A 25,823-nucleotide genomic window follows, 5' to 3' on the forward strand; every position below is an offset into this window, starting at 1 on the left:
GTCTCAGGGCAGTTCGAAGGGCAGTGACACCCCGGCGTGCACCTGGCAGCGCTCGCAGGTGTCGGTCCCGTCGACGGCCGCCACGGCGCTGCGCATGAGCTCCTTGAACGGACCGAGGTTCTTCTTGAACTCCGCGAACACGTCGACCGCGTGCACGCCCTGGCCCTCCTCCAGGCCCGCGTCCAGATCGGTGACCAGAGCGACTGCGGCATAGCACATTTCGAGTTCCCGAGCCAGGATGGCCTCGGGGTGGCCGGTCATATTGACCAGGTCCCAGCCCTGCCCGGCGAACCAGCGGCTCTCGGCCCTCGTCGAGAAACGCGGGCCCTGCACCACGACCATCGTGCCCGAAGGTTCGACCCGCAACTCGCCGGAACCGGCCGCCGTCACCGCGGCACCGCGCAGATCGTCGCAGTAGGGGTCGGCGAAGGAGACGTGGATACCGCCGCCGTCGAAGTAGGTCTGCGACCGGCCCGAGGTACGGTCGACGAGCTGATCCGGTACCGCGACGGTCCCCGGCCCCCAGTCGGCGCGCAGGCTGCCGACCGCACACGGCGCGAACACCCGGCGCACACCGAGCGAGCGCAGCGCCCACATATTGGCCCGGTAGGGCAGGGTGTGCGGGGCGTATTCGTGCTGCTTGCCGTGGCGCGGGAGGAAGGCGACGTGGCGCCCTTCCACCTCGCCGATCGCGACCGGGGCGCTCGGCGTGCCGTACGGTGTGTCGACGTCGACGTGCACCGCGTCGTTGTCGAAGAAGTCATAGAAACCGCTGCCGCCGATGACGGCGAGGGCGGGCCGGGGATGCGAACTCATACCGCTGATTCTCCCGTCCGGCCCGGTCGCGAGGAGCACCGGGACCACATCTGACAATTGCCCCGGGAAACTGTACCCTAGGGGGGTATCAGCTCGCAGCCTGCGGGCCCGACGCATGAGGAGATCACGGTGACCACACCCACCCCCGACACCGCGCCCGCCGACGAGCACGCCGACCACCACGGCCACGGCTACATCACCGCCAAGGACGACTACCTCAAGCGCCTGCGCCGCATCGAGGGCCAGGCCCGCGGCCTGCAGCGCATGGTCGAGGAGGAGAAGTACTGCATCGACATCCTCACCCAGGTCTCGGCCATGACCAAGGCGCTGCAGGCGGTCGCGATGGGGCTGCTCGAAGACCACATCAGCCACTGCGTCGTCGACGCCGCCGTCGCGGGGGGACCCGAGGCCGAAGCGAAGATCAAGGAAGCCACCGATGCCATCGCGCGACTCGTCCGATCCTGAAAGACCGCGTCTGCCTGCACCGACTGTTGTGAAGTGACGATTCACAGAATTGGCGTAATCCGCTGTGCAACAATGCATTTTCGGTATTCAGGGGCGCCGTGAACCTGTTCGTCGTGGCGCCCACGTGAGAGCAGGATCGATGATGACGGCGCAAAGCAACACGGCAGACACCCCTCTTTCGGAACTTCTCCGCCACGGTGAGCGAGATTTTCAGGAACGGTTGCAGCAACTGCTGATCGACCCCGACTACGCCATCACCGTGCACCAGGGCCAGGCGCAGCGGCGCGAGAACGCCTACGCCCAGCTGCGCGACCTGGTCAAGGAACTCGGCAAGGCCAGCGATGTCGCGACCAACCTCCCCCAGCTGTTCGCGTTGTTCGACTGGTCCGCGGTGCTGGCGACCGACCTCATCCCGTTGATCTCGGGTCACTTCAACCTGGCGTCGGGCTCGCTGTCCACGCTCACCGACTCCGACTCGGCGGCGCCGTACCTGCACGACCTCGACGACGCCACCGCGATCGGCGTCATGCTGCTCACCGAGTACGGTTGCGGCTCCAACATCGGCTTCATGCAGACCACGGCGACCTGGGAAGACGGCGGGTTCGTCATCAACACCCCGAACCCGAGGGCCCGCAAGTTCATGCCGAGCGTCGGTATCCCGGTCTCGCGCGTGTGCGTCGTGGGTGCCCGCTTCATCGATGCGGCGGGTGTCGATCAGGGCGTGCACCTGTTCACCGCGCGTCTGCGGGTGGCCGACGGCACGGCCGCACCCGGTGTCACGATCACCCAGCTCGACCGGCAGCCGCTGGTCATCATGGACAACTCGGTCATCAGCTTCGACAATCTCCGCGTCGACCGCAGCGCCTGGCTGGGTGGAAACCTGGCGACCATCGACGACAACGGTGTCCTGACCTGGAACGACGAGGACAGCCAGCGCCGCTCGTTCGCTTCCGCGATCAGCCAGCTGACGGTCGGCCGCCTGGCCCTCGCGTCGTGCCTGAACGCCACCGCGCGGGCCTCGCTCTACATCGCGCTTCGCTACGCCGCCAAGCGCGGGGTGCCGTTGACGCCGACCGCCACGACGGTCATGGCCGACATCCCGCACGTGCGCAACACCCTGCTCACCGATCTGGCAGGCACGGTCGCGCGCACCATCTTCGGCAACGCGGTCAAGACCTCCCTCGCCAACAGCGACCTCACCGATCGCGACACCGTCGTCTCGGTGATGCTGGCCAAGCACTTCATCCAGCTGCACGCCCTGGACACGGTGACCCACTGCCGCATCAAGATGGGTGCGCAAGGCATGTTCAGTGCCAACCGGGTCGCCGACTACATCGGCGTCTGCCACGCGGCCATCACCGGCGAAGGCGACTGCCATGTGCTCGGCTCTGTGGCCGGTCGCGTCCTGGCCAGGCACCTCGCGGGCAAGGTACCGCCGCAGACCGGTCTGCACGATCCCGCCGTCACCACCGACCGCCTCGGGCTGTTCACCGCGCGCACTCTCACGATCGTGCAGGAAGCCCAGCGGCACCTGGAATCGGGCGACCTCGCGGATCGGCTCGCCGTCATTCCGGAAGCGCTCGAACTCGCCGAGGCCTACAGCGCGGAGGAAACGTTGCAGCTGTTGCACCGGTACGAGCACCTGCCCGAAATCGCCGCCGTGCGTGACGTTTTCGCGCTGCACTACCTCGATCAGAATGCCGCGTGGTACCTCACCCGCGGTTACCTGGACATTGCCGCTGTCGAAGGCATCAAGCAGCAGCTCCGGGACGCCATCGACACTCTCGCCGACAACGTTCCGGCCCTGCTCGATTCCTTCGGCTTCGACGACGAGATCCTCGGCGCGCCGGTGCTGTTCGACGATCTACCCGGCGCGTGGGAGAGCCGCATCAACAGCTGACAGGCCGTTACAGCGACAGCGGTGCCGTTCGTGGGAACACGACCGGCAACGCTGACAACGCTCGGTGAAATGGCCCGGGACGCCACACGAGGTCGTCCTGGGCCACTCCGAGCTTCAGCTCCGGCAGGACATCGAAGAGCTGGTCGATGACGTCCTGCGCCAGCAGCACGCCATACGGGCGCGCATGCGCGGGGCAGGCGTGTTCGCCCGCGCTGAACGCCAGATTCCAGCCGTTGCCGAGGAAATCGCCGGTGTTGATCGTCGGATCGGTATTGCAGGCGGCCATGCTGATGATGACCGGCTGCTGCGCGGGCAGCAGCACACCGTCGATCGGCACGGACTGGCGCGGGTAGGTGATGCAGTAGTTCGCCATCGGCGGGTCGGTGGCGAGGCGCTCATCGATCGCCATCTTGGTCGACAACGGCATCGAGTTGCCTTCGCCGGTGAAGCGGGGATCGGTCAGCATCAGCAGCAGGGTGTTGGCGATGAGGTTCATCGGCGGCTCGACGCCTGCCGCGAACATCAGCACCAGCTGATGCACCATCTCGTCGTCGGTCAGCCGCGCCGGATGCTGGACGAGGCGGGTGGTGATGTCGTCGCCCGGCTGCGAGCGCTTCAGCGCGGTGAGGTCGAGCAGGGCGTTGGTCATGATCGTGTTCACCTTGTCGGTGTCCACGCCGTCGAACATCGCGGCATTGGCCCTGGCGACTTCCGCGCCGATCTCGGGCGGGCAGCCGAGGAATTCGCACAGCACCGAGAAGACCATCGGGAAGATGTACTGGTGCAGCACATCCGCGTGCCCGTCCGTGCAGAACGAGTTGATGATCGGGATGGCCGATCGCTCCACGCTGGTGCGCATGACATTGAGGTCCATCCCGGCGAGCGCGTCGTTCACGGCGTCGCGGTAACGGGTGTGGCCTTTGCCGGTGGTACGCAGCGCGTTCGGCCGGTACTCGATCATCGGCATGATCGGGATGTCGCGTGGCACGGTCGCCTGCCACGCCCTCGGATCAGCGGAGAAGTTCGCGGGGTCGTTGAGAATCCGCACAGCGGTGCTGAATTTGATGACCAGCGTCGCAGGCACACCCGGCCACAGCTCGACCGGCACCAGCGACTCGTACTCGTCACGCATCCGGCGGTAGGCACCGTGCGGATCGGCCGCGAATGCCTCGTCGTAGAGCGGAATCCGGTGCTCGGGCACCGCCGCGGACAACGGCGAGTTGCGGATGGCACCCTGATTCGTGTCCTGCGGATTCACAATAACTCCCTGAAATCGACTGCGGCGCAATGGTAGTCCAGACGGACCGCTCGACTCGTAACCGGCCAGAGCCTACCAGCGCGTATGCCCACGCGCCCGCCAGTTCCCGAGTTGCTCGCGCCACCCCGGTCAAGGATCCTTGTCACGCTCGATCGGCGGCCTCCGCCGGTCAGGCCGGTGACGGAGACATCGGCCGCTCGGCAGTCAGTCGCCGCAGCAGCCCTCGGCGGCGGGGACGGTCCGGGTCTCGCGGGTCTGGGCGTTGCGGGCGGCCAGGTCGGCGTCGGCGGGATAGTCGACCGCGATCAGGCTCAGGCCGTGTGCGGGGGCGACGGTCACAGAGCTGGAGCGTTCCGTTTCCGACAGCAGCGACGCGACCCATTCCGGTGTCCGGCGTCCCTCGCCGACAGCGAGCACCGCGCCGACCAGGCTGCGAACCATCGACCAGCAGAACGCGTCAGCGCTCACGTACGCGGTGAGTAGGTCGCCCTCACGCTCCCAGTCGAAACGCTGCAGTTCGCGCACGGTGGTCGCGCCCTCGCGGCGACGGCAGAAGGCGGCGAAGTTGTGCAGCCCCAACAACTTTCCGGAGGCGGCGCGCATGGCTTCCAGATCCACACCCGGCTTGCACGCGACCACGCTGCGCGCGCGCAGCGGTTCGGCACCGTAGGGGGCTGTGGTGAGGCGGTAGGCGTAGTGGCGCCGCATCGCTGAGAACCGGGCGTCGAATTCCGGTGGAGCCGTGCGGATATCGGTGATGCGGACGTCCTTGGGCAGGAAGCGGGCCATCCGGTACATCAGCTTGTCGGCGTCGAATTCGGCGGTGGTGTCGAAATGCGCCACCTGACCCTCGGCGTGCACGCCCGCGTCGGTCCGCCCGGCGACGGTGAGCACGATCGGCTCACGGAACACCTTCGACAGCGATTCCTCCAGCACGCCCTGCACGGTGCGCAACCCGGGCTGACGCGCCCACCCGATGAAATCGGTGCCGTCGTAACTGATTCCGAGCCGCACGCGCGACCGTTCCCGCTCGATCTCGTCCATCGGACCTCCCTGCCTCACCAACTCTGACCAAAAGAACGAGCCCGCCACCCACGAAGGGTGACGGGCTCGGTCGAACTCCTGAGAATCAGGCGTCCTTCTTGTCCTCAGCGGCCTCGTCGGCGGCCGGAGCCTCGACGACCTCGTCGGCCTTGGCTTCGGTGGCCTCGGCGGCGGGCGCCTCGGTCTTCTGCGAAGCGGCGACGCGACGGGCGCGGTCGGCCTCGTTGGTCACGGTCTTCTCGCGGACCAGCTCGATGACGGCCATCGGCGCGTTGTCACCCTTGCGCGGCAGCGCCTTGGTGATGCGGGTGTAGCCACCCTCGCGACCCTCGAACGAGGGGCCGATCTCCGCGAACAGCGCGTGCACGATGTCCTTGTTGCGGATGACCTTCATGACCTCGCGACGGTCGGCAAGGGTGCCGGCCTTCGCGCGGGTGATGAGCTTCTCGGCGTAGGGGCGGACCGCCTTGGCCTTCGACTCGGTGGTCGTGATCCGACCGTGCTCGAAAAGCGCCGTGGCCAGGTTGGCGAAGATCGCCTTCTGGTGCGACGCCGACCCGCCGAAGCGGGCACCCTTCTTGGGCTTGGGCATTGGATTCTCCTTGTGAAAGGCGCAGCCGGGGTGCCCCCCGATGGCCTAGAGCTGTTCGGTCTCGGCGTAGTCCTGCTCGCCGCCGTCGGTGTCACTGAAGGTGCCGGAATCGCTCCAGGTGCCGGTGCTCGCGTCGTAACCCACCACGGAGGACGGGTCGAACGAAGCGGGCGAGTCCTTCAGCGAGAGGCCGAGCGCGTGCAGCTTGACCTTCACCTCGTCGATGGACTTCTGGCCGAAGTTGCGGATGTCGAGCAGGTCCGACTCGGTGCGGGCGACGAGCTCGCCCACCGTGTGCACACCCTCGCGCTTGAGGCAGTTGTACGACCGGACGGTGAGGTCCAGGTCCTCGATCGGCAGACCGAACGAGGCGATGTGGTCCGCCTCGGCCGGGCTGGGGCCGATCTCGATGCCCTCGGCTTCGACGTTGAGCTCACGGGCCAGGCCGAAGAGCTCGACCAGGGTCTTACCGGCCGAAGCCAGCGCGTCCCGGGCCGTGATGGAGTTCTTGGTCTCCACGTCGAGGATGAGACGGTCGAAGTCGGTGCGCTGCTCGACACGGGTGGCCTCGACCTTGTAGGTCACCTTGAGCACCGGGGAGTAGATCGAATCCACCGGGATCCGGCCGATTTCCGCGCCGGTCGCCTTGTTCTGCACGGCGGGCACGTAACCGCGGCCCCGCTCGACGACGAGCTCGATCTCGAGCTTGCCCTTGTCGTTCAGGGTGGCGATGTGCATGTCCGGGTTGTGCACGACGACGCCGGCCGGCGGGACGATGTCACCGGCGGTGACGGTGCCCGGGCCCTGCTTACGCACGTACATGGTGACCGGCTCGTCCTCTTCGGAGGACACGACCAGACCCTTGAGGTTCAGGATGATGTCGGTGACGTCTTCCTTCACACCGGGAACGGTGGTGAACTCGTGCAGGACACCGTCGATGCGGATGCTCGTGACCGCGGCCCCCGGGATGGAGGACAGCAGGGTACGACGCAGCGAGTTGCCGAGGGTGTAACCGAAGCCCGGCTCGAGGGGTTCGATGGTGAACTTCGAGCGGTTCTCCGCCACAACCTCTTCGGTCAGTGTCGGACGCTGGGAAATCAGCATGAGGATCTACTTCCTGTTCAGGGCGTCCGCTATTTGACGCCTAATCAGTGATTGCGGGGGCCGTCGTAGGAACGGCCCCCACCAAAAGCGCTTACTTCGAGTAGTACTCGACGATGAGCTGTTCCTGCAGCGGCACATCGATCTGGGCACGCTCGGGGAGCTGGTGCACCAGGATGCGCAGGCGGCCGGGGACGACCTGCAGCCAGCCCGGAACCTGACGGTCGCCGACGGTCTCACGCGCCACCTGGAACGGCAGGGTGGGCAGCGACTTCTCCCGGACATCGATGATGTCGTACTGGGAGACCTGGTAGCTGGGCACGTCGACCTTCACGCCGTTGACCAGGAAGTGGCCGTGGCTGACGAGCTGACGGGCCTGACGACGGGTACGAGCCAGACCGGCGCGGTACACGACGTTGTCCAGACGCGACTCGAGCAGACGCAGCAGGTTGTCGCCGGTCTTGCCCTTGAGGCGGTTGGCCTCTTCGTAGTAGCGACGGAACTGCTTTTCCATGACGCCGTAGGAGAAGCGGGCCTTCTGCTTCTCCTGCAGCTGCATCAGGTACTCGGATTCCTTGATCCGCGCGCGGCCGTGCTGGCCGGGCGGGTAAGGACGACGCTCGAACGCCTGGTCGCCTCCGACGAGGTCGACGCGCAGACGACGCGACTTGCGGGTGATGGGGCCTGTATAACGAGCCATTTTTTAGCTGTTTCCTTTCCCGCTAGACGCGACGGCGCTTGGGCGGCCGGCAGCCGTTGTGCGGCTGAGGAGTGACATCGGAGATCGAGCCGACCTCGAGGCCAGCGGCCTGAAGCGAACGGATCGCGGTCTCGCGGCCCGAACCCGGGCCCTTCACGAACACGTCGACCTTCTTGACGCCGTTCTCCTGCGCCTTGCGGGCAGCGTTCTCGGCAGCGAGCTGCGCGGCGAACGGGGTGCTCTTACGCGAACCCTTGAAACCGACGTGGCCCGACGACGCCCACGAGATGACATTGCCCTCGGGGTCGGTGATCGAGACGATGGTGTTGTTGAACGTGCTCTTGATGTGCGCGTGGCCGTGCGGGATGTTCTTCTTATCCCGGCGACGCGACTTCTGAGTCTTCTTCGGGCCAGCGGCCCGGCTCTTCGGAGGCATACGCTATCCCTACTTCTTCTTGCCGGCGACGGTCTTCTTCGGACCCTTGCGCGTACGCGCGTTGGTCTTGGTGCGCTGACCACGCACAGGCAGGCCACGACGGTGGCGGATGCCCTGGTAGCAGCCGATCTCGATCTTGCGGCGAATATCGGCCTGGACCTCGCGGCGCAGGTCACCTTCGACCTTGAACTCCGACGCTTCGATGTAGTCGCGCAGCTTGCTCAGGTCGTCGTCGCTGAGATCCTTCGAGCGCAGGTCCGGGCTGACGCCGGTCTGAGCCAGGATCTCGGTGGCGCGGGTGCGCCCGATTCCGAAAATGTAGGTCAGCGCGATCTCCATGCGCTTTTCGCGCGGGAGATCGACGCCCATCAGACGTGCCATGTGGCAGGTTCCTTAATGGTTGCGGAGGTCTGCTCCCTGTCCGTCCCCCCGTCTTTGCAAATGGGGGCACCGGCCTCCGTACCGGTGGTTGGCGCGCACACGTGCGTACGCGCTGGAGCTGGGAGTTCTTCTTTTCGGTCAGTCCGATCAGACGATCGGTGCCCGGCGGTGAGGCTGGATCAGCCCTGACGCTGCTTGTGGCGCAGGTTGTCGCAGATCACCATGACCCGACCGTGACGGCGGATCACCTTGCACTTCTCGCAGATCTTCTTGACGCTCGGCTGAACCTTCACGTCCGTCCAATCTTTTCGTGGGTTCACAAGGGTCTGTGAACACAGTTTTTCCCCAGCCGACGACTGGGGAAGTCTCTTGTCGCGTTCCGACCTGGGCCGGAACACCGTGTGACGCCGCGGGCCTCAGGCTCGCGACGTCAGGCAGGCATCACTTGTAGCGGTAGACGATCCGGCCGCGGGACAGGTCGTACGGCGAGAGCTCGACGACCACGCGGTCTTCCGGAAGGATGCGAATGTAGTGCTGCCGCATCTTTCCGCTGATGTGCGCGAGAACCTTGTGACCGTTCTCGAGCTCGATCCGGAACATCGCATTGGGCAGCGGCTCGACAACTCGACCCTCGACCTCGATGGCCCCGTCTTTCTTCGCCATATCCTCCGCGATCCCGGTTATGCTCAACCTTGAGTGGATTACCTCGTAGCTGCTCACCCACAGGCCCGACGAACTTCCCGGGTTTGCACGCGAACAGTCGGCGCCTAGGTGCACCGCCGCTCAAGCTTACCGGGCCGTGTGCGCTGAGGCAAAAAGACCCCGACGGTACACCCTGAACGTGGCGCACGTCGCACAATGGAGACGTCGACGGTGGGCATGCGGGCAGGCATGAGGCGCCCGCCACGCCGATCGGGTTGTCGCGTAAACTCACCGGCGTCGCAAGTAGTGGGTCGATCAGATCGGGGGACCCTGGTGAGCGGAGCGCACCGGTGAGCCGCAACAACGACAGCCTCCCCATGTTGCCGCCATGGCTGTCGGAGAGCGAAGTCACCCAGGTCGGGTACGAGGCACCGGTCGAGAACCTGCCACAGGACGAACCGATCGACGAGGCACCCAAGCGCCGCCGGTTCCTACGCGGCGACGACAGCGCGCGCAAAGAGAAGAAGGGCGGCCGCCGCCGCAAGGAGCGCGAGCCCGAACAGACCGCACCGCCGAGCCAGGTAACCGGCACCGCGGGCCATGGCCCTGCTTTCCACGATCCGCAGGCGCCGTCGACCGCGAACCCGCTGATGCCCGGTCCGTCGACATCGAGCGCGCCGACTCAGGGCGCCGACCCCTCCTGGCCACCGGCCTCGACCGGCGTGCCTTGGCCGCAGGCTCAGGGCGCCCCGAACCCACTCGCTCCGCCACCGCGGTCGGACTCGGACGGCTCTACCCAGCAAGCCCAGGCAGGCGCGTGGGAGCAAGGCACCAGCGCGACTGGCGACGCCGCCCAGCATGCCGCCGGCTCGCGGTCCTCGGCCGGCGCCGTTCGGCCCCGGGAACAGGGCGCACCTGACCGGCTCATGCCGTCGCAGCCCGGGCCGGACGCGTTCTCCCCGTGGAACACCGGGCAGTCCTCTACACCGGCCCCGCACTCGGCCGCGCCGACGCACACGAGTTCGCCGTCGCACTCGATCCCGAATGCGGCCGTTCCGCCTGCTCATTCGGGGCCTTCGCTGCCCCCGGCACCTGCCGAGCAGGCCGCGGCGGCCCTCCCGACGCGAACCCCCGCTCCCCCGTCCGAGGGCTTCACACCGCTCGGGCCCTCGAACCAGCGCAGCCTGCCCGACCTCCCGCCGCCTCCCCCGCTGCCCGATCCCCCGGCGCGCCCGACCCAGGCGCCGCCCCGCCTGCTCGCGCCCGCCACGCCGTCGCACTCGGACCCGCTGGCGTCTCCGGTGCCCTCGCCTTCCCCTGCCGACCCGCCGGCACCGCCCGCCGATCCGGTCTCCTCGTCTTCACCTGCCGACCCGCTTGCACCGCCCGCCGTGCCAGTGTCGTCGCCTTCCCCCGCACACCCGCCGGCGCCACCTGCCGATCCGGTCTCGTCGTCTGCACCTGCCGACCCGCTCGCACCACCCGCCGTGCCGATGCCGTCGCCTTCCCCTGCGGACTCGCCGGCGCCGCCTGCCGTTCCGGCCTGGTCGCAGTCACCCGCGCATCCGCAGGCATCGGCTACCGGAGCGGTTTCGGCGCCCGTCGATCCACTGTCATCGGACACTCCGATCGAAGCGCTCTCGACCCCTTCGCGCCCGGTAGCCGAACCTGCGCCGTCCACCGGCGGCCAGCCGGATCCGTCGACCCGGGACGCTCATCCAGAAGCGGCGCCGCACAACACTTCTGGTGCACCGACATCCGGGCCGACCACTGGAGCATCGGCGGCTTCCGTCGCCGCCGAGTCGGCTGACGCCGGATATTCGGCAAGCCCTTCGTCGACACAGATCGAGGACCGCGCCGACCAAGCCCAGGCCGAGCAGCGGGGGGCCGCGCAGGGGTCGCCGTACAGCTCCGGTGACGTCGCGGCTTCGGTGGCGCCTGTCTCGCCCTATGCGTCCGGCGAGGTACCGCAGGGACCGGCTTTCTCTGCGTCGCAATACGATTCGATTCCCGGAGATCTGTCGCACGGCGCTTCCGTGCACGCACCTGATGCGCAGACCGAGATGTTCCGGGCCGACGACCAACGGCTGCAGGGTGTGTCGCCCAGCGACAGCGCCGCCGTCGCGCAGGGTCGGCCGCCTGAAACTGCCTACCGCTCAGGTGAATTCGCACAGCCTGCGCCGCATTCCCGCCCCGAGGGAACACCTCCACGTCATCAGCTGACGCCGGACGCCACGCCCTCGCAGCCCGAACTCGCGCAGCAGGCCACCGCCGACCCGACCGCACAGAGCAGTGGTGCGACTGTCTATCCGGCACAGCAGCCCATCGGCGGCGCCTACCCGCAGGCACCCGATGCGGGCCCCGCTCATCCGTACCAGAGCGATGGGCTCCCCCAGTACCGCCCTGACGGCATGCGAGTGCAGCCGGAGGGCACCTATCCCCACGGAAACGCCGCGCAGGCGGGCCCGAATGCTGCTCAGACCCAGCAGTATTCACAGAGCACTGCCGCGCCGGTTCAGCCGTACCAGGCGCCCGACGGCTCCCAGGCGCAGCCATACCCGGGACCACTCCGCGCACCCGATGGCGCACCGGCCCAGCCGTACCAGGCGGCCGCGCCGCAGCAGTTCCAGGCGCCGGACGGCACCTGGTCCCAAGCACCCAACGGTGCCCCGGTTCAGCCCTTCCACGCGCCGGACGGCACACCCCACAGTGGACCGGCACAGCCGCACCACGCCCCGAACAACGTTGCACCGCAACATGTCGCACCGCAGTACCAGCAACCCGCCTACGGTCAGCCCGGCTGGGGCAACCCCGGCTATCAACCTCCGTCACTGGACAATGTGCCGGTCAAGCGGGTCAAGAAGGCGCCGGGCAGCGGATGGCGTAAGGCCGTGCACCATGTTTCCGGTGGCGCGATCAACCCGGGAATGTCGGCCGAGGAGCGGCGCCTGCAGGAGCTGGTCGCCCGCATCCGGCAGCCGGTGCGTGGTGATTACCGGATCGCGGTGCTCTCGCTCAAGGGTGGTGTCGGCAAGACGACGACCACCACCGGTCTCGGGTCGATCTTCGCGTCGATCCGTGGTGACCGGGTGATCGCGGTCGACGCCAACCCGGACTTCGGCACCCTGTCCCAGCGCGTGGCCATCCAGACCCGCTCGACCGTGCGCGACCTGCTGCTCGATCCGGCGATCGAACGGTACTCGGATGTGCGCAGGCACACCTCGCAGAGTTCGAGCAGGCTGGAAGTGCTTGCCAGCGAACGCGATCCGGCCGCCTCGGAGTCGTTCAACGACGAGGAGTACCGGGCCGTCGCCCGCATTCTGCAGCGGTTCTACAACATCATCCTCACCGACTGCGGCACCGGCCTGATGCACTCGGCGATGAACGGCGTACTCGACCTGGCGCATTCGCTGGTGCTGATCTCGTCGGCGGCCATCGACGGTGCCCGCAGCGCCGCCGCGACGCTCGACTGGCTGTCGCTGCACGGGCACGACCACCTCGTGCGCAATGCGGTGGTCGTGATCAACCTCCCGCGTGAGGGTTCACCGAATGTCGGTGTACAGCAGTTGCGGGAGTACTTCCTGTCGCGCTGCCGTGCCGTGCACATCATCCCGTTCGACGAGCACCTGTCCGAAGGCGCCGAGATCGACCTGCACCGCCTGCACAAGTCGACCAAGCGCGCGTATGTGGAGCTGGCCGCGACGGTCGCCGACGAGTTCGGCGCCGAACACAACCGCTACCGCTGAGCGGTCACCATTCGGGCAGCCGACGCCGCCCGGCGAGCACATCGCGCACCAGATCGTCGTAGGCGTCGGCCAATTCGGCCAGGTGGTGCCAGGCGCTGTGCAGCAGCTCGTCGTTGGCGTCCAGCGTCATCAGCGCATGGTGAGCCCGCACCGAGGACTCCGCCAACCGGTCGATGACCGCGCCGATGGTTTCGGTGTGCAGCGTGGCGCCCAGTCGGTGTTGCGGCACGCCGCGCAACACCCAGTCGTCGATGGCGAGGACCAATTCGCTTCGTCGGCAATCGATCTCACGCAACACCACGGCGTCGGTCTCGACGCGGCCGCCACGGCCGACCACCCGCTTCTCGTGCAGTACCGCGAGGTCGCGCGCGAACCACAGCAACGGCCCACCGACCACCCGGTGCCCGCGACATGCCCGGACCAGTAGGTCGGAAAAGGGCAGTAAACCGGTATCAGCCTGAGAACCTGCGGAATCGACACATCGCAATGTGTCGGGGAAAGCCATTACAACCGTAGAACTCTCCGCACCAGCCACGTTGCCTCGCCGTCGTCGCCGCACAGCACCGGATCAGGACGTTCATTACAATAAACCTCGCAAGCTCACTGTCAAGCATTACTCGGCCGTAGGTAACCCAGACGAGTACACTTCGTTACCTGCACGACCTACCGAGGAGCATGATGGCGGACGGTCCGACCTATCTGCGGATCGCGAACCTCCTCCGCGAGGAGATCCGCGCGGGTACCTGGAAACCGGGCGACCGGCTGCCCAGTCATTCCGAGCTGGCCGAGCAGATGCAGGTCTCGATCACCACCGCGCGCAACGCCATCCAGGTGCTCGTCGCCGAAAACCTGGTCTATACAGCGACTTCCCGCGGAACCATCGTTCGAAACCAGGAAGTGCTCGAATCCGTGGTCACCGACCACATCCGGCGCGATCGTCCGCGCTCGGCGCACGACATCTTCGAGGAGATCGCGCGCGCGGCGAGCAGGCAACCGGCCAAGGAATTCAGCACCTGCATGGAACCGGCCGACGACCAGGTCGCGCACTGGCTCGGCGTCCCGCCCGCCTCCTGGGTGCTGGCCCGGACGGTGGTCCAGTACCTCGACAACGAACCGTGGTCGTGGGAGGTGAGTTTCTATCCGCGCGACCTCGCCGAGGCAGCCGGGATCGATTCACCGCACGACATCCCCGAGGGCACCACACGGCGCCTGGCCGACCGGGGCTACGGCGAGACCGCGCACCGCGACACGGTCGTCGCCCGGCCCGCGACCGCGGAGGAGGCGGTGGTGCTCGGCGTCGCGACCGGCACCGTACTGCTGGATCATCTGCGTATCGGAGCCAATCACGAACGGGTCACCCGGGCGACCCGTCACCGCTCCCTGGCCGGCCGCAACCGGTTGGCCTACCAACTCGGCGACGAGGCGGGGACCGCCGTCATCGCCCGCACTCTCGGCATCGCACCCGGTCACGCCGTTGCGTTGCCATGACCGCGCGGATGCGGCAGGCCACCCTCGGTGACCTGCCGCTGATCTGCCGCCTGCGGGTGCAGCGCACCGCATGGCTGGCCGCACGCGGTTCGGATCAATGGACGGTGGCGGGCAAGGGCCGTCCGATCGAAATCTTCGCCGATGCGGTTGGCCGCGCGCTCGACGCGGGCGAGACCTGGATCGCCGAGGTGGACGACGAACCGGCGGGCACGATCACCGTCAACCGACGCGCCGATCCCGGACTGTGGTCGCCGTGGGAGCTCGCCGAGGCGGTGGTGGTGCACTTCATGATCGTCGATCTGCGATTCGCGGGCAGGCAGGTCGGCCGCCATCTGCTCGACCACGCCGACCGGGTGGCGCAGCTCGCGGACCGCCAGTGGGTTCGTCTCGACGCGTGGACCACCAATTCCGACCTGCACGACTACTACCGCAGGGCCGGTTTCCGGCTCGCCAGGATCGCAGGCCCTGGCGCCACCGGCCCGTCGCGCGCGCTGTTCGAGCGCCGCACGGCCCCGCGGGTACGACCCGGGACAAATGCCCCGGGCTCCTACTCCTTGCAGCGCAATTAGAGCGGTGGCAGGTCGGCGATCTGGACGAGTTCGATGCCGAGACTGCGCGAGACGAGGGTGCCTCGGCCGGGTGGCATCTTGCTCGGGCGTACGTCGCCGACGAGTTTTCCTTCTTCGCGTGAGCCGCTCATGATGAGCGTTTGCACCGACATGTTCTTCATTCCGCCGAGTACCGAATCGAAGAGCGCGCGGGAGGCGCCGCCGATGCGGCGGGCCACGATCAGGTGCAGACCGATGTCGCGTGCCTGGGGTAGGTACTCGAGTAGTGGGGAGAACGGGTTCGTCGATCCGGTGACGACCATGTCGTAGTCGTCGACCACGACGTAGATCTCCGGGCCCGACCACCAGCTGCGATCACGCAGCTGCTGCTGGGTGATGTCGGAGCCGGGGATGCGCTTGCTGAGATAGCCCGCCACCTCCGAGATCATCGGCCCGCAGGTCTGTGACGACGTGGAGTATCCGGCGAGCTGGTCGCCGTCGAGCACGCCGAGCATGGTGCGCCGGTAGTCGATGAGGATCACCCGCGCCTCGTCGGCGGTGGACTGTTCGGCGATGCTCATCACGATATTGCGCAGCAGCGTGGTCTTGCCGCATTCCACGTCGGCGAAGGCCATGAAGTGCGGTTCCACAGCGAAATCCAGGACCAGCGGCTGCAATTCGGACTCGCCCAGGCCCACGACGATCTTGCTGCGGTCCAGGTGCACGCCCTCGGCCTTGGCGGCGGCGACCACCTGGTCGCGGGGCACGCTCAGCGGCAGCATGCGCACTTCCGGGGCCCGCCTGCCCTGGTAGAGAGTCGTGAGTTCCTCGCGGGCCCGGGTGACACCGTCGGCGATGGTCGTGGGATCGGAGTCGGAATCCAAGCGCGGCAACGCGATCAGCATGTGCAGTTGCTCCGGCGTGAGACCGCGGCCCGGCCTGCCGACCGGAACCTGGTGGGCGGTCCGGCGATTCATCTCCGAGTCGCCGGGGTCACCGAGGCGCAGCTCGAGCCGGGTGCCGATCTGGTCCTTGACGACCGGGCGGATCTCGGCCCAGCGCGAGGCACCGATCATCAGGTGGATACCGAAGGAAAGACCCTGGGTGGCAATGGCGTTGATCTGCGGTTCGAGTACCTCGAACTCCTCGCGGATGGCGCTCCAGCCGTCGATGACGAGGAACACGTCGCCGAACAGGTCGGCGGCGAGCGGGTCGCCTGCCGGGGCCTTGGTCCCGTTGATCTGGCGGGCCTCAAGAGCGGAGAACTTGCGCCTGCGGAACTCGGCCATGGATTCGATGCCGAGTTCGGCGAAGCGCTCCTCGCGCTGGCGCATGAGCGAGGTGAGTTCGGCGACGGTGCGGCGCACCCGGTCGCCGTCGAGGCGACCGGCCACCGAGCCGACATGCGGGACGCCGACCAGACCGGCCATACTGCCGCCACCGAAGTCGAGGCAGTAGAACTGCACCTGTTCGGGGGTGTGGGTCGCGGCGGCGGCCATGATGATGGTGCGCAGGGTCGTCGACTTGCCCGACTGCGGACCACCGACCACGGCCACATTGCCCTGGGCGCCCGCGAGGCTGATGGTGAGCACATCGCGGCGCTGCTCGTACGGCTTGTCCACCACGCCGATCGGCATCCACAGCTGACCGTGCCGGTTCACCGGCGAACGCCAGTCGGGATCGGGCAGCAGCATGTCGGCGGTGGGAGACTCCTCCAGCGGCGGCAACCACACCTCGTGGGCGGGGCGGCCGTGACCGGTGAGCCGCTTGACGACGACGTCGAGCAGCGAGTCGGGGATGCCCTCCTCGCCTGCGACAGCGCCGCTCGGCGGTGGCGGCGGCAGTTCCGGCCTGGCACGCTGGGCAGGCTCGTCTGCCTCCTCGGCTGCCGCCTCGGTGACCTCGACCGGCGCGGCGGTGAATTCCACCAGGCGCTGCCTGCCGACCGGGGCGCCGTCGTCGTCGACGACAGTGCCCGCCGGTGCGACGTACGGGCCGGACACATAGCTCGCGTTGAACCGGAGCGGTTCGGACGCATCGCTTTTCAGGTAGCCCGCGCCGGGCACGCTCGGCAGGTGGTAGGCGTCGGTGATGCCGAGCACCGCGCGCGACTCGTTGGCCGAGAACGTGCGAAGACCGATCCGGTAGGACAGGTGCGACTCCAGGCCGCGCAGTTTGTTCTCCTCGAGCCGCTGCGAGGCCAGCAGCAGATGCACGTGCAGCGAGCGGCCGAGTCGGCCGATCATCACGAACAGTTCCGCGAAATCCGGTTTCTGCGAGAGCAATTCGGAGAACTCGTCGACGACCACGAACAGCGCGGGTAGCGGGTCGAGTGGAACGCCTGCGGCCCTGGCCTTTTCGTAGTCGGTGACGTTGGCGTAGTTGCCCGCCGAACGCAGCAACTCCTGGCGGCGGTTCATCTCACCGGCCAGGGCGTCCTTCATACGGTCGACCAGCGAGAGTTCTTCCTCGAGGTTGGTGATGACCGCCGCCACGTGCGGCAGCGAGTCGAGCCCGAGGAAGGTGGCGCCACCCTTGAAGTCGACGAGCACCAGATTCAGCGCGTCCGGCGAATGCGTGGTGACCAGCGAAAGCACCAGTGTGCGAAGGAATTCCGACTTGCCGGAGCCGGTGGCGCCGATGCACAGACCGTGCGGGCCCATACCGTTCTCGGCAGATTCCTTGATATCGATCTCGACGGGCGTGCCGTCGGGGGTGATGCCGATAGGCACCCTGAGACGTTCGCGGGCCGTCCGCGGACGCCATACCTTCGACGGGTCGATCTGGGCGGCATCGGGGATCTTGAGCAACGCCATCAGGCCCGGATCGGCGGTGGTCCCCTCCCCCAGGCTCACGATCTGGGCCGCTGTGGCCAGTCGGTACCTGGCCAGGGTGCGGGCGAAGGACTCGGCTTCGGCGAGGCTGACGGTGTCGGCGATGGCGAACTTCTCCACACCGGAGGCGCTGCGTGCCGAGACCTCGCCCGCCTCGGCGACCAGTTGCAGACCGCGGCGCGCGGCCAGGCCGTTCTCCGGGGCGGTGAGGTCGAGGACGGTCACCGAGTCGAGGCCGGACTCGCTGATGAGGCGCTCGTTACCGCTGACGTACCCGTCGTCGATGATGACGACCAGGTGCAACCGCCCCTGGGTCGGCTGCGGATTGCGCATGAAGCGCCCGCGTTCCATCAGCTCCGAGGCGAGCGCGGTCTCGAGTTCACCGAGCGAGGTGTACATCATCCGGGCCGAACCAAGGCTGTCGCGCTGGTTCGGGTGTTGCAGGTGCGGCAGCCATTTCGCCCACGCCCACGGCCCGTCCGGGTCGGCACAGACGATGGCGACGGCCAGGTGATCGGGTCCGTGGAAGGTGGCCAGCTCCATCAGCATGGAGCGAACGAGCATCCGCGAATCCTCGGTGGGCCCTGCGATATTGATGGCCGGAAAGGCGCGCAACGACACCGCGGTCGGCAGCTCGTGCACCACGGAGTGGGTGCGGACGAAGCGGCGAAGGGCCACGGTGGAGACGGGTTCGAGGTCTTCGAGTGGACCGGTCTCGGGGCGTGCCAGTTTGGTGGCGAGTCGATGGCTGCCGACACCGACCCGGACATGCCCGAAGTCGGGGTCGGCCGGTCGGCGTTCCCACATCCGGCGACCGCCGATCAGCGAGGGCAGATCCGCGGGCTCCGGGTGACTCCAGCCGAGCGCCTCGAGCTGCTTGCCGCCGGTGCGTCGCACGTCCTTGCGCACCTGGTCGAGGTAGCGGAAATAGTCCTTGCGCTCCTCGTTCAGTTCGACGGCACGCTTGCCGCCACCACCGCGAACACCGGCCATCATGCCCGCCATCGACATGATCATCATCATCGGGAACATCATCGACATGGGGTTGGCGAGCATATTGCGGCCCATGGTCGCCATCATCGCGATCATGCCGATCACAGCGACGATCATCACTACCGGCATGATCTTCATCATCAACGGCGCCGGCAGCGCGCGCGGCACTTCGGGTGGCGCGGTGAGTGCCACCTCGCCACCCGGTGCGCGCGGCGGCGCGATCCGTGGGCGACGGACGAATCCTTCGGTAGCCATGGTTCCTTTCGATTACGGCTCGAGGTCGAGCTCGGCCCGTTTTCGCCGGTAGGGGTAGGCCAGGCCGAGCCCGATGAGCAGACCGCCGAGTACCGCGGTCGTGCCGATCACGGCGATGCGGCGCGCGCGAGGGTCGGGGCCGGGCGGCAGCACCGGCGCGGCGACCAGGTGGGGCACGTCGGCGCCCTCGGCGACGGGCTGGTCGGGCAGCTGCGCGGTGAGGGCGGCCAGTGGATCGATCAGGCCGTGGCCGATGCCGTCGTCGCGGCCGTTGCCCGGCCCGTGCGCGGTGCGGGTGATGCGGTCCATCACCTGTTGCGCGGTGAGTTCGGGGAAACGCGAACGGACAAGGGCGGCAAGGCCTGCCACGTAGGGTGCCGCGAAACTGGTGCCTTCGATGGGCCGGACGCCCTCGGTGGTCTGCACGCCGTCGACCAGACCGGTACCTCCCGGTTTGCTGTCGAGGGACACGATGTTGCGCCCGATCGCGGCGACGCCCACCCACGGTCCGCGCAGCGACAGCTCCGACGGGCCGCCGTCGGCGTCCACCGAGCCGACCGTCAGCACATAGGGCGCGAACCAGGCCGGGCTGGCGACGGTGCTCACCGACGACCACCCCGAGGACTTGTTCTGTTCCTTGCACGCCCCGTCGGTCTGGACGTTGCCCGCCGCCGCCACGACGACGACATTGCGGTCGTAGGCGTACTTCACCGCGGCACCCAGCGAGGCATCGGCGGTATCGGAACCCGCCGGGCTGCACGCCACTTCGGAGATATTGATGACGGTGGCGCCCATGTCGACGGCACGGACGACCGCGGCGGCGAGGGTGAGCACACTGCCGTAGCCGTCGTTGCTGATCTCGCCGGGGTCCTGGCCACCCTGCTTGTTCACCGGTTCGAAGGCGAGGCTGAGCTGGCGGATGGACAGGATCTGGGCGTCGGGGGCCACACCGACGAACGCGTCGTCGGGGCTCGGCTTGGCGGCGATGATGCCCGCGACCAGGGTGCCGTGCCCGTCGCAGTCCTCGGTGCCGTCGGAGCCGGAGACGTAGTCACCGCCCGGCTGGAGGTCGGGTAACCGCGGATGCCGTTGCACGCCGGTGTCGATCACCGCCACCTTCTGCCCCGCGCCACGGCTGAACTTCCAGGCCGAAGGCAGGTTGAGCACCTGCTGGGAGATGGGCGGTTCCGAGGGCGGTGACCCGGTGAGCAGCGGTTCGCTGCACAGAGCCGAGGGTTCGGTGGGTTCCAGCGGTGCCGGGCGCCCACTCAGCCCTGCGGCCGCACCGAGCGCGCCCGCGTCGATCTGTGGCGGCGAAACGGCCTGCGCCGGCGAAGCGAAGCTCAGACCCGCACCGAGAACCAAGGTGGCACAACCGAATCGGAGCGCCCGGCGACCGGAGCCGGTCATATGTTCCTGGCCATGGAGTACACCCCCATGATCCACAGGACGAGCGGAATCAGCGCGATGATGAGGATGTACTCGAAGATCTCGATGGCGCGCCTGGTCACCGGCGACACCTCGATCGTCGGTCCGATCACACCGAAGCCGACGGTGCCCGCCGCGAAGGCGAGCAGCCCGATGGCGAACAGCTCGATGTTGTCGCCGCTCAGCCCGATTCCCACGAGCAGCGCGACGAACGCGAGGCAACCGCCCGCGATCAGGGTGGCCGCCTGGACCAGATCGGCGAAGGAGCGACCACGCAGGCACAGGATTATCGCGGTGGCGATCGCCAGCACGATGCCCTGCCAGCGGGCCGCACCGAGCGGGTCGGCGGCACCGAACGCACCCAGAGCGGCAGTCGCGGCGCAAGCGATGATGAGCCCGGACTGGTACTGATTGGCCGCGCGCGCCCGTTCGCCGAGGCCGCTGGCCGACGGCAGCGCGGTGGCACCGATGGCGCCGATGCCCTCGATGGTCGGGCGCGGTTCGTGGTCGGCCGGGTCGATCGCGGCACCGGCGGTCGGCACCGGCGGCACCGGCAACCGGCCAAGCAGCGCGGCCATGCGCGGGGCCATCGACAGGATCGCGATGCCCGCGAACAACAGTGCCGCCGAGAGTTTGGGCAGCCCGGGATGCCAGATCAGGTACACACCGCCCGCGACACACGCGACGATGCCCAGTGACGCCGCCGCCGTGAACAGAGTGAGCCCGCTCCCGGTGACCCGGTGGCCGACGACGGCGGCGACGATCGTCACAGCCGCGCCGAGCAGCAGATGTGGTCCGCCGAGGGTGCCGGGCACGAAAAGCGCCGCGCCACCGAACAACAGCAACAACGCGTCGAGCGACAGCCAGTCGGCGGTGAGCCGGTCCTCGTACTTGCGCGCGGCGATACCCGCCACAGCGAGCGCGAGCACACCGAACCCGGTGAGCCCGAAGGCCGGGGCGAGCGGATCGCCCTCGCCGCGCGAGATCACCAGCATCACCAGCGCGGTGAGCACGGTCAGGGTGGACGCGACCAGGCCGAGCCAGCGGGCCGACACACCGGTCCAGCCCCGGAACTCCTCGGTGGTCAGGCGCGAGACCGCGTCGATCACGTCGTCGAACAGCGCGGGCGCTTCCTTGGCCGAAACCGACCGGAGCACAAGCAGTTCGCCGTCGTAGACATCGGCTTCGGTGAGCGTGCGGCTCGGTGGGATGGCGTCGCGGCCGATCCGGGCGAGGGTCCAGTGCTTGGCGCGTAAGGCGCCGGGTTCGTCCTCGGAATCGGTGGGGTCGGGGTTGCGCGACTCGATCAGTTCGACGAGATCGCCGATGAACCCCGCGATCGGAACCGCCACGGGCAGACCGACGTCCACCTGAGTGTTCCCGCCGATCACCGATACCCGGCACAGATCAGGTTCGAGTGAACGCTGATTCGCCGCTGGTGCGTCAATCACGGTTCGCACCCGCCGACCACGAGTTGTCGTTCGCCCGTTCGATCCCGAAACACCGCACGCGGCGGAACACCCCCTGAGTGAACAACTCTGACACCAGCCAAGAACTCTCACACGTAGAAGACAGTTTGCGTTGCAACCTCTCGGCAGCTGAACCTAATGTAACGGACAGACCAGACCCCCGCGATCGGTAGTCTGGGTAACAAGTGAACAGCGCAGAAACCACACACCAAGACTTCGGGGACTCGACAGAAATGACCGGCAATCGCCAAGCTCAGCGTGCCTTCGACGCCGGAATCCTGTCGTTGGGTCTGTCCATCGAGGGACAGGAATCCGAGCGCGATCTGGAATACGCGAAGCTCGCGTTCCAGCGTGCGACCGAGTGGGATCCGACGATGTGCGACGCCTGGCTCGGCCGTGCCGCCGCGGGCGAGGTGACCAAGGACGTCCTGTTCAACCTGTACAAGACCGCGGGCACCAGTCTGTATCGCGAGCAGCGCAGGCTCGGGCTGCCGCCGCGCGCGCTGGCGGGCCGCTTCCTGCCCGGCCTCTACATCGACTATCCGCTGGCCAGTTACACCGAGGTCGCGCTGGCCTGGGCCGCGCATCTGATCGCGGAGAAAGAGTACGACGAGGCCGAGCGCACGCTCGACGACCTCGCCGCCCACCGCGCGACCCTGCTCTCGGACCCGGACAAGGATGTCGACAACCGGATCAGCGCCTACATCCGCGGCGTGCTGCACTACAACACCCAGCGCTGGCCCGACGTGATGACGGTGCTCGCCGGTTCGGCCGAGTGGGACGACCCGTATCTGGCGGCGGGCGCGCACGTGATGGTCGGCACCGCGTGTGCGCAGCTCGGGCTGTTCGGTGAGGCCATCCGCCGCATGGAGGCCGCCGAGCAGGGGCCGATCCCGATGGCCCGTTCCACCGCCATGTTCTGCCGTGGGCTGTGCCTGCGCGAGACCGGCAGCGAGGACGAGGCGCAGGCGCTGTTCGAGAAGGTGTATTCGCAGGCACCGGATTTCAGCGCCAACACCGCCGCGATGCGCGACCGCACCTACCGCATCACCGTCACCAGCCGCGAGTCCATCGATGCCCGCACCGACAAGTGGGATCCCGCGACCGCACCGTCGCTGCAGGCGATCGAACAGGCCGAGACCGAGGACCGGGCCAAGCGGGTGCTCGCCGAGGCGCGCGCCGAACTCGACAACCAGATCGGCCTCGTCTCGGTGAAAACCCAGGTGGCCAAGCTGCAGTCGTCGGCGCAGCTGGCCAAGATCCGGGCCGAGAAGGGCCTGGCCTCGGCGGCCCGCGGTCAGCACCTGGCCTTCACCGGTCCGCCGGGAACGGGTAAGACCACCATCGCCCGTGTGGTCGCCAAGATCTATTGCGGTGTCGGCCTTTTGAAGACCGACAAGGTGGTCGAGGCCAAGCGTGTCGACTTCGTGAGCCAGAACCTCGGCGGCACCGCCATCAAGACCGAGAAGCTGATCGACACGGCCATGGACGGTGTGCTGTTCATCGACGAGGCCTACACACTCATCCAGACCGGCCTGTCCGGCGGCGACGCGTTCGGCCGCGAAGCCGTCGACACCCTGCTGGCCAGGATGGAGAACGACCGCGACCGCCTGGTGGTGATCATCGCCGGGTACGACGGTGAGATCGACCGCCTGCTGGCCGCCAACGACGGTCTGGCATCACGGTTCTCCAAGCGCCTGCAGTTCCCGTCCTACACGCCGGAAGAGCTCGGCCGGATCGGGCAGGTGATCGCGAAGAAGCGCGACTCGCAACTCTCCGACGGCGCCGCCGCGCTGCTCGTCGAGGCCTGCGCGCACCTCTACGCCCAGGAGAGCACCGACCAGAGCGGACAGCCGCGCCGCGGCGTCGACCTCGCCGGTAACGGCCGCTTCATTCGCAACGTCATCGAGGCGGCCGAGGAGGAGCGCGAGTTCCGGCTGGCCAACGACGATTCGATCGACCTGTCGGCGGTGGACGAGTCGGTGCTCATGCGCATCGAGGAACCGGATATGCGCACCGCGCTCACCAGCCTGCTGAGCACGCTGAACGTGAATTGGCCTGCCTGACAGACGAAACCGAGGGCCGGACGCGACAAGCGTCCGGCCCTGCTCGTTTCAGCGTCCGGAGGGTAGCGAATCGTAGGACGCCAGCGCATCGGTGGGCGAGAGGGTCGGTCCTGGAACCAGCTGGCCGATGACCGACCACGGTGCCAGCCGTGGGTTGCCGCCCAGGCCGATGGCGGTCGCCACCGCGATATCGGGCACGCCGTAGCGCACACCGTTGTCGCCGACGTAGAACAGGCTCCCCCGGCGCGGGCTGCCCGGTTCCATGCCCGTCACCTGGATGAATTCGCCGGTGCCCGGCGGCACGTAGACGCCGTCGACGCGGTCGCCGGTGCCGTCGCCGGTCGACAGTTCCACGACCTTGGCCGATTCCGGGATGGGCAGGCGGGTGCCGGCCAGCAGCGAGACCACCGCGCGCTCGTTGGGTCCGTCGCCCGCTTCCGACTTGCGTTGCGCCGGACTGGTTCCCGGTGTCTTGGTCCAGGACACGCACGCGACGGGCGCGTCCTCGGCGGCCAGGATCTCCGGTGTCTGCTCCGGGAAGTCGTCGACGGGCAGCGTGCGCACCACGGCGACCTCGTGGAGCACGTCCGGCGGCAGGGTCGGAATCTCGCTCAGCCCATGGGAATCGGCATTGCGGATGACTCGCGCGGTGAACGGGCTCACCGGCTGCACACCGTCGGCCAGCACCACATACGTCTCGGCCTTCGCCGTGCGGTCGGAGCTCGCCACCTCGATCACACCGCCCACCGGGATCTTGGACAGGGGCCCGGGGCCCGGCTGACCCGCGTTCGGGATGACCGGCGGCGCGAGCGAGGGCACTTCGGCGGTCGCACCGAGCAGACCGGGACCGATCGGGCGTGGCCGATGCGCGGCCAGCCCGAGCGAGCGCGCGAGCACCTTGTCCTCGGGGTCGACCGCGGCGTGTTTGCCGTCGTAGACGAGGTAGGTCTTGTTCTCGTGGCGAACGAACAGGGCGGCGGCGGGGTCGGCGGTGCGGATGCGCTCGCCCAGTTCCGGTTTGCCCGCGACGACGGCGGTTGTCGCGCCACTCGCCGATGCCGCACTGCCGCCCTGGGACAGCTGGATGGTCTCGCACAGCGACCAGGTGGAGCTGTCGCCCTGGCCGGAGCCCGGCAGCGCGCTCGGCGCACCGGGGATGCCGAGCAGCGGACCGCGCGGCAGATCGTTGAGCTTGCTGTCCTTCACCGCGTGTGGTTCGGCGTTGCTCTGGGTGATGAGCCGCGCCGAGGCCAGGTTGAGCACCGGGTGCAGCACCTTGTCGCCTTCGGCGGTATGGCGGACCACGTACAGGGCGCCGGAATCCTTGCCCGACACGATCAGGTTGTCACCGATCGCACCCTGTGGTCGCAGGAATCCCAGAATCGCCGCACCGGCGACGACCAGCAGGCCGAGGGCCGCCCCCACCCAGAGTGAGCGAACCTGCGAACGCATCGGATCGTGCAGCATCCGGACGTCTCGGCGCACCAGCGCGTGATCGAGACGACGCAGCAGGAAGCGGTAGCCGTTGACCTGGGCGCGGGTTGTCAGCTGTGCCGGCACTCGGCCCCTCCATCGAGCTATCCATCACCATCTCAGCCGACACGGTACCTTAAATCCGACATTGCCCTGAACCAACTTTCGAACGCACGCCGAGCTGGGAC

Annotated in this window: 21 protein-coding genes; 6 read left to right on the forward strand and 15 right to left on the reverse strand. The window is 67.9% G+C overall.

Going from position 1 to position 25,823, the window contains the following annotated elements; translation table 11 throughout:
• Window positions 1-3: 3 nt before the first annotated feature.
• Complete coding sequence (locus NI2_RS14425) at window positions 4-816, reverse strand: S-methyl-5'-thioadenosine phosphorylase (protein ID WP_067490986.1); 813 nt, start codon at window positions 814-816, stop codon at window positions 4-6.
• 129 nt (window positions 817-945) lie between these two features.
• On the opposite strand from NI2_RS14425, the gene NI2_RS14430 reads away from it, so the two are divergent.
• Together NI2_RS14430 and NI2_RS14435 are read left to right on the forward strand one after the other, a co-directional pair.
• On the forward strand, window positions 946-1,281 hold the full coding sequence (locus tag NI2_RS14430) for a metal-sensitive transcriptional regulator (RefSeq protein WP_067490988.1): 336 nt from the start codon (window positions 946-948) through the stop codon (window positions 1,279-1,281).
• 220 nt (window positions 1,282-1,501) lie between these two features.
• Window positions 1,502-3,181, forward strand: coding sequence for an acyl-CoA dehydrogenase family protein (locus NI2_RS14435; RefSeq protein WP_133733971.1), 1,680 nt, complete (start codon window positions 1,502-1,504; stop codon window positions 3,179-3,181).
• A gap of 7 nt (window positions 3,182-3,188) precedes the next feature.
• Here NI2_RS14435 and NI2_RS14440 read toward each other — a convergent pair whose 3' ends face one another.
• The 9 genes from NI2_RS14440 to infA all read right to left on the reverse strand — a co-directional run bounded on the left by NI2_RS14440 (window position 3,189) and on the right by infA (window position 9,356).
• Window positions 3,189-4,439 (reverse strand): cytochrome P450 family protein, encoded by a 1,251-nt coding sequence (locus tag NI2_RS14440; RefSeq protein WP_067490992.1) that lies wholly within the window; start codon window positions 4,437-4,439, stop codon window positions 3,189-3,191.
• Between the two features lie 204 nt (window positions 4,440-4,643).
• Window positions 4,644-5,483 (reverse strand): tRNA pseudouridine(38-40) synthase TruA, encoded by an 840-nt coding sequence (gene truA, locus NI2_RS14445; protein WP_067490994.1) that lies wholly within the window; start codon window positions 5,481-5,483, stop codon window positions 4,644-4,646.
• Window positions 5,484-5,568: 85 nt separating this feature from the next.
• Window positions 5,569-6,075 carry a 50S ribosomal protein L17 gene (rplQ, locus tag NI2_RS14450; protein WP_067490996.1) on the reverse strand — a complete coding sequence of 169 codons (507 nt, stop codon included), beginning with the start codon at window positions 6,073-6,075 and terminating at the stop codon, window positions 5,569-5,571.
• A gap of 45 nt (window positions 6,076-6,120) precedes the next feature.
• Window positions 6,121-7,179 carry a DNA-directed RNA polymerase subunit alpha gene (locus NI2_RS14455; protein ID WP_022567324.1) on the reverse strand — a complete coding sequence of 353 codons (1,059 nt, stop codon included), beginning with the start codon at window positions 7,177-7,179 and terminating at the stop codon, window positions 6,121-6,123.
• Between the two features lie 91 nt (window positions 7,180-7,270).
• Window positions 7,271-7,876, reverse strand: a complete 606-nt coding sequence (gene rpsD, locus NI2_RS14460) for a 30S ribosomal protein S4 (protein WP_067490998.1) — start codon at window positions 7,874-7,876, stop codon at window positions 7,271-7,273.
• A gap of 22 nt (window positions 7,877-7,898) precedes the next feature.
• Window positions 7,899-8,312 carry a 30S ribosomal protein S11 gene (gene rpsK, locus NI2_RS14465; RefSeq protein ID WP_019045110.1) on the reverse strand — a complete coding sequence of 138 codons (414 nt, stop codon included), beginning with the start codon at window positions 8,310-8,312 and terminating at the stop codon, window positions 7,899-7,901.
• A gap of 9 nt (window positions 8,313-8,321) precedes the next feature.
• Complete coding sequence (rpsM, locus tag NI2_RS14470) at window positions 8,322-8,693, reverse strand: 30S ribosomal protein S13 (RefSeq protein ID WP_067491000.1); 372 nt, start codon at window positions 8,691-8,693, stop codon at window positions 8,322-8,324.
• A gap of 179 nt (window positions 8,694-8,872) precedes the next feature.
• Window positions 8,873-8,986, reverse strand: coding sequence for a 50S ribosomal protein L36 (gene rpmJ / locus NI2_RS14475; RefSeq protein WP_011207363.1), 114 nt, complete (start codon window positions 8,984-8,986; stop codon window positions 8,873-8,875).
• A 148-nt stretch (window positions 8,987-9,134) separates the two neighbouring features.
• Window positions 9,135-9,356, reverse strand: coding sequence for a translation initiation factor IF-1 (infA, locus tag NI2_RS14480; protein ID WP_003418601.1), 222 nt, complete (start codon window positions 9,354-9,356; stop codon window positions 9,135-9,137).
• 2,015 nt (window positions 9,357-11,371) lie between these two features.
• Here infA and NI2_RS33095 point away from each other — a divergent pair.
• Window positions 11,372-13,081 (forward strand): MinD/ParA family ATP-binding protein, encoded by a 1,710-nt coding sequence (locus tag NI2_RS33095; RefSeq protein WP_243749852.1) that lies wholly within the window; start codon window positions 11,372-11,374, stop codon window positions 13,079-13,081.
• A gap of 4 nt (window positions 13,082-13,085) precedes the next feature.
• Here NI2_RS33095 and NI2_RS14490 read toward each other — a convergent pair whose 3' ends face one another.
• Window positions 13,086-13,463: a DUF4254 domain-containing protein gene (locus NI2_RS14490; RefSeq protein ID WP_307657179.1), complete on the reverse strand. Its 378-nt coding sequence runs from the start codon at window positions 13,461-13,463 to the stop codon at window positions 13,086-13,088.
• 296 nt (window positions 13,464-13,759) lie between these two features.
• Here NI2_RS14490 and NI2_RS14495 point away from each other — a divergent pair, with 296 nt between their 5' ends.
• Window positions 13,760-14,569: a GntR family transcriptional regulator gene (locus NI2_RS14495; RefSeq protein ID WP_243749851.1), complete on the forward strand. Its 810-nt coding sequence runs from the start codon at window positions 13,760-13,762 to the stop codon at window positions 14,567-14,569.
• Window positions 14,566-15,138: a GNAT family N-acetyltransferase gene (locus NI2_RS14500; RefSeq protein WP_067491006.1), complete on the forward strand. Its 573-nt coding sequence runs from the start codon at window positions 14,566-14,568 to the stop codon at window positions 15,136-15,138. The genes NI2_RS14495 and NI2_RS14500 overlap by 4 nt, the downstream gene beginning before the upstream one ends.
• Here NI2_RS14500 and eccCa read toward each other — a convergent pair.
• The 3 genes from eccCa to eccD are packed head-to-tail and all read right to left on the reverse strand — an operon-like array spanning window position 15,135 to window position 22,078.
• Window positions 15,135-19,199, reverse strand: a complete 4,065-nt coding sequence (eccCa, locus tag NI2_RS14505) for a type VII secretion protein EccCa (RefSeq protein WP_067491008.1) — start codon at window positions 19,197-19,199, stop codon at window positions 15,135-15,137. The two genes, NI2_RS14500 and eccCa, sit on opposite strands and share 4 nt — an antisense overlap.
• A gap of 12 nt (window positions 19,200-19,211) precedes the next feature.
• Window positions 19,212-20,609 carry a type VII secretion-associated serine protease mycosin gene (gene mycP, locus NI2_RS14510; protein WP_067491010.1) on the reverse strand — a complete coding sequence of 466 codons (1,398 nt, stop codon included), beginning with the start codon at window positions 20,607-20,609 and terminating at the stop codon, window positions 19,212-19,214.
• Window positions 20,606-22,078 carry a type VII secretion integral membrane protein EccD gene (eccD, locus tag NI2_RS14515; protein ID WP_084476432.1) on the reverse strand — a complete coding sequence of 491 codons (1,473 nt, stop codon included), beginning with the start codon at window positions 22,076-22,078 and terminating at the stop codon, window positions 20,606-20,608. The genes mycP and eccD overlap by 4 nt, the downstream gene beginning before the upstream one ends.
• Before the next feature lie 251 nt (window positions 22,079-22,329).
• Between eccD and eccA the strand changes: the two genes are divergently transcribed.
• The gene (eccA, locus tag NI2_RS14520) at window positions 22,330-24,162 is read left to right on the forward strand and encodes a type VII secretion AAA-ATPase EccA (RefSeq protein ID WP_067491014.1); all 1,833 of its coding nucleotides are present in this window, start codon (window positions 22,330-22,332) and stop codon (window positions 24,160-24,162) included.
• 48 nt (window positions 24,163-24,210) lie between these two features.
• Here the strand turns inward: eccA and eccB are convergent, their stop codons facing one another.
• The gene (gene eccB / locus NI2_RS14525) at window positions 24,211-25,722 is read right to left on the reverse strand and encodes a type VII secretion protein EccB (protein ID WP_067491016.1); all 1,512 of its coding nucleotides are present in this window, start codon (window positions 25,720-25,722) and stop codon (window positions 24,211-24,213) included.
• Window positions 25,723-25,823: the final 101 nt, after the last annotated feature.

It is taken from the genome of Nocardia ignorata NBRC 108230, assembly GCF_001612905.1.
Lineage (GTDB): Bacteria > Actinomycetota > Actinomycetes > Mycobacteriales > Mycobacteriaceae > Nocardia > Nocardia ignorata.

Excerpts from the sequence above, each read along its gene's own strand:
- truA (WP_067490994.1), bottom strand. The coding sequence starts at position 5,483 with ATGGACGAGATCGAGCGGGAACGGTCGCGCGTGCGGCTCGGAATCAGT.
- infA (WP_003418601.1), bottom strand. The coding sequence starts at position 9,356 with ATGGCGAAGAAAGACGGGGCCATCGAGGTCGAGGGTCGAGTTGTCGAG.
- mycP (WP_067491010.1), bottom strand. The coding sequence starts at position 20,609 with ATGACCGGCTCCGGTCGCCGGGCGCTCCGATTCGGTTGTGCCACCTTG.
- eccA (WP_067491014.1), top strand. The coding sequence starts at position 22,330 with ATGACCGGCAATCGCCAAGCTCAGCGTGCCTTCGACGCCGGAATCCTG.
- rpsK (WP_019045110.1), bottom strand. The coding sequence starts at position 8,312 with ATGCCTCCGAAGAGCCGGGCCGCTGGCCCGAAGAAGACTCAGAAGTCG.
- eccCa (WP_067491008.1), bottom strand. The coding sequence starts at position 19,199 with ATGGCTACCGAAGGATTCGTCCGTCGCCCACGGATCGCGCCGCCGCGC.
- rpsM (WP_067491000.1), bottom strand. The coding sequence starts at position 8,693 with ATGGCACGTCTGATGGGCGTCGATCTCCCGCGCGAAAAGCGCATGGAG.
- rpsD (WP_067490998.1), bottom strand. The coding sequence starts at position 7,876 with ATGGCTCGTTATACAGGCCCCATCACCCGCAAGTCGCGTCGTCTGCGC.
- NI2_RS14500 (WP_067491006.1), top strand. The coding sequence starts at position 14,566 with ATGACCGCGCGGATGCGGCAGGCCACCCTCGGTGACCTGCCGCTGATC.
- NI2_RS14425 (WP_067490986.1), bottom strand. The coding sequence starts at position 816 with ATGAGTTCGCATCCCCGGCCCGCCCTCGCCGTCATCGGCGGCAGCGGT.
- NI2_RS14455 (WP_022567324.1), bottom strand. The coding sequence starts at position 7,179 with ATGCTGATTTCCCAGCGTCCGACACTGACCGAAGAGGTTGTGGCGGAG.
- rplQ (WP_067490996.1), bottom strand. The coding sequence starts at position 6,075 with ATGCCCAAGCCCAAGAAGGGTGCCCGCTTCGGCGGGTCGGCGTCGCAC.
- NI2_RS14495 (WP_243749851.1), top strand. The coding sequence starts at position 13,760 with ATGGCGGACGGTCCGACCTATCTGCGGATCGCGAACCTCCTCCGCGAG.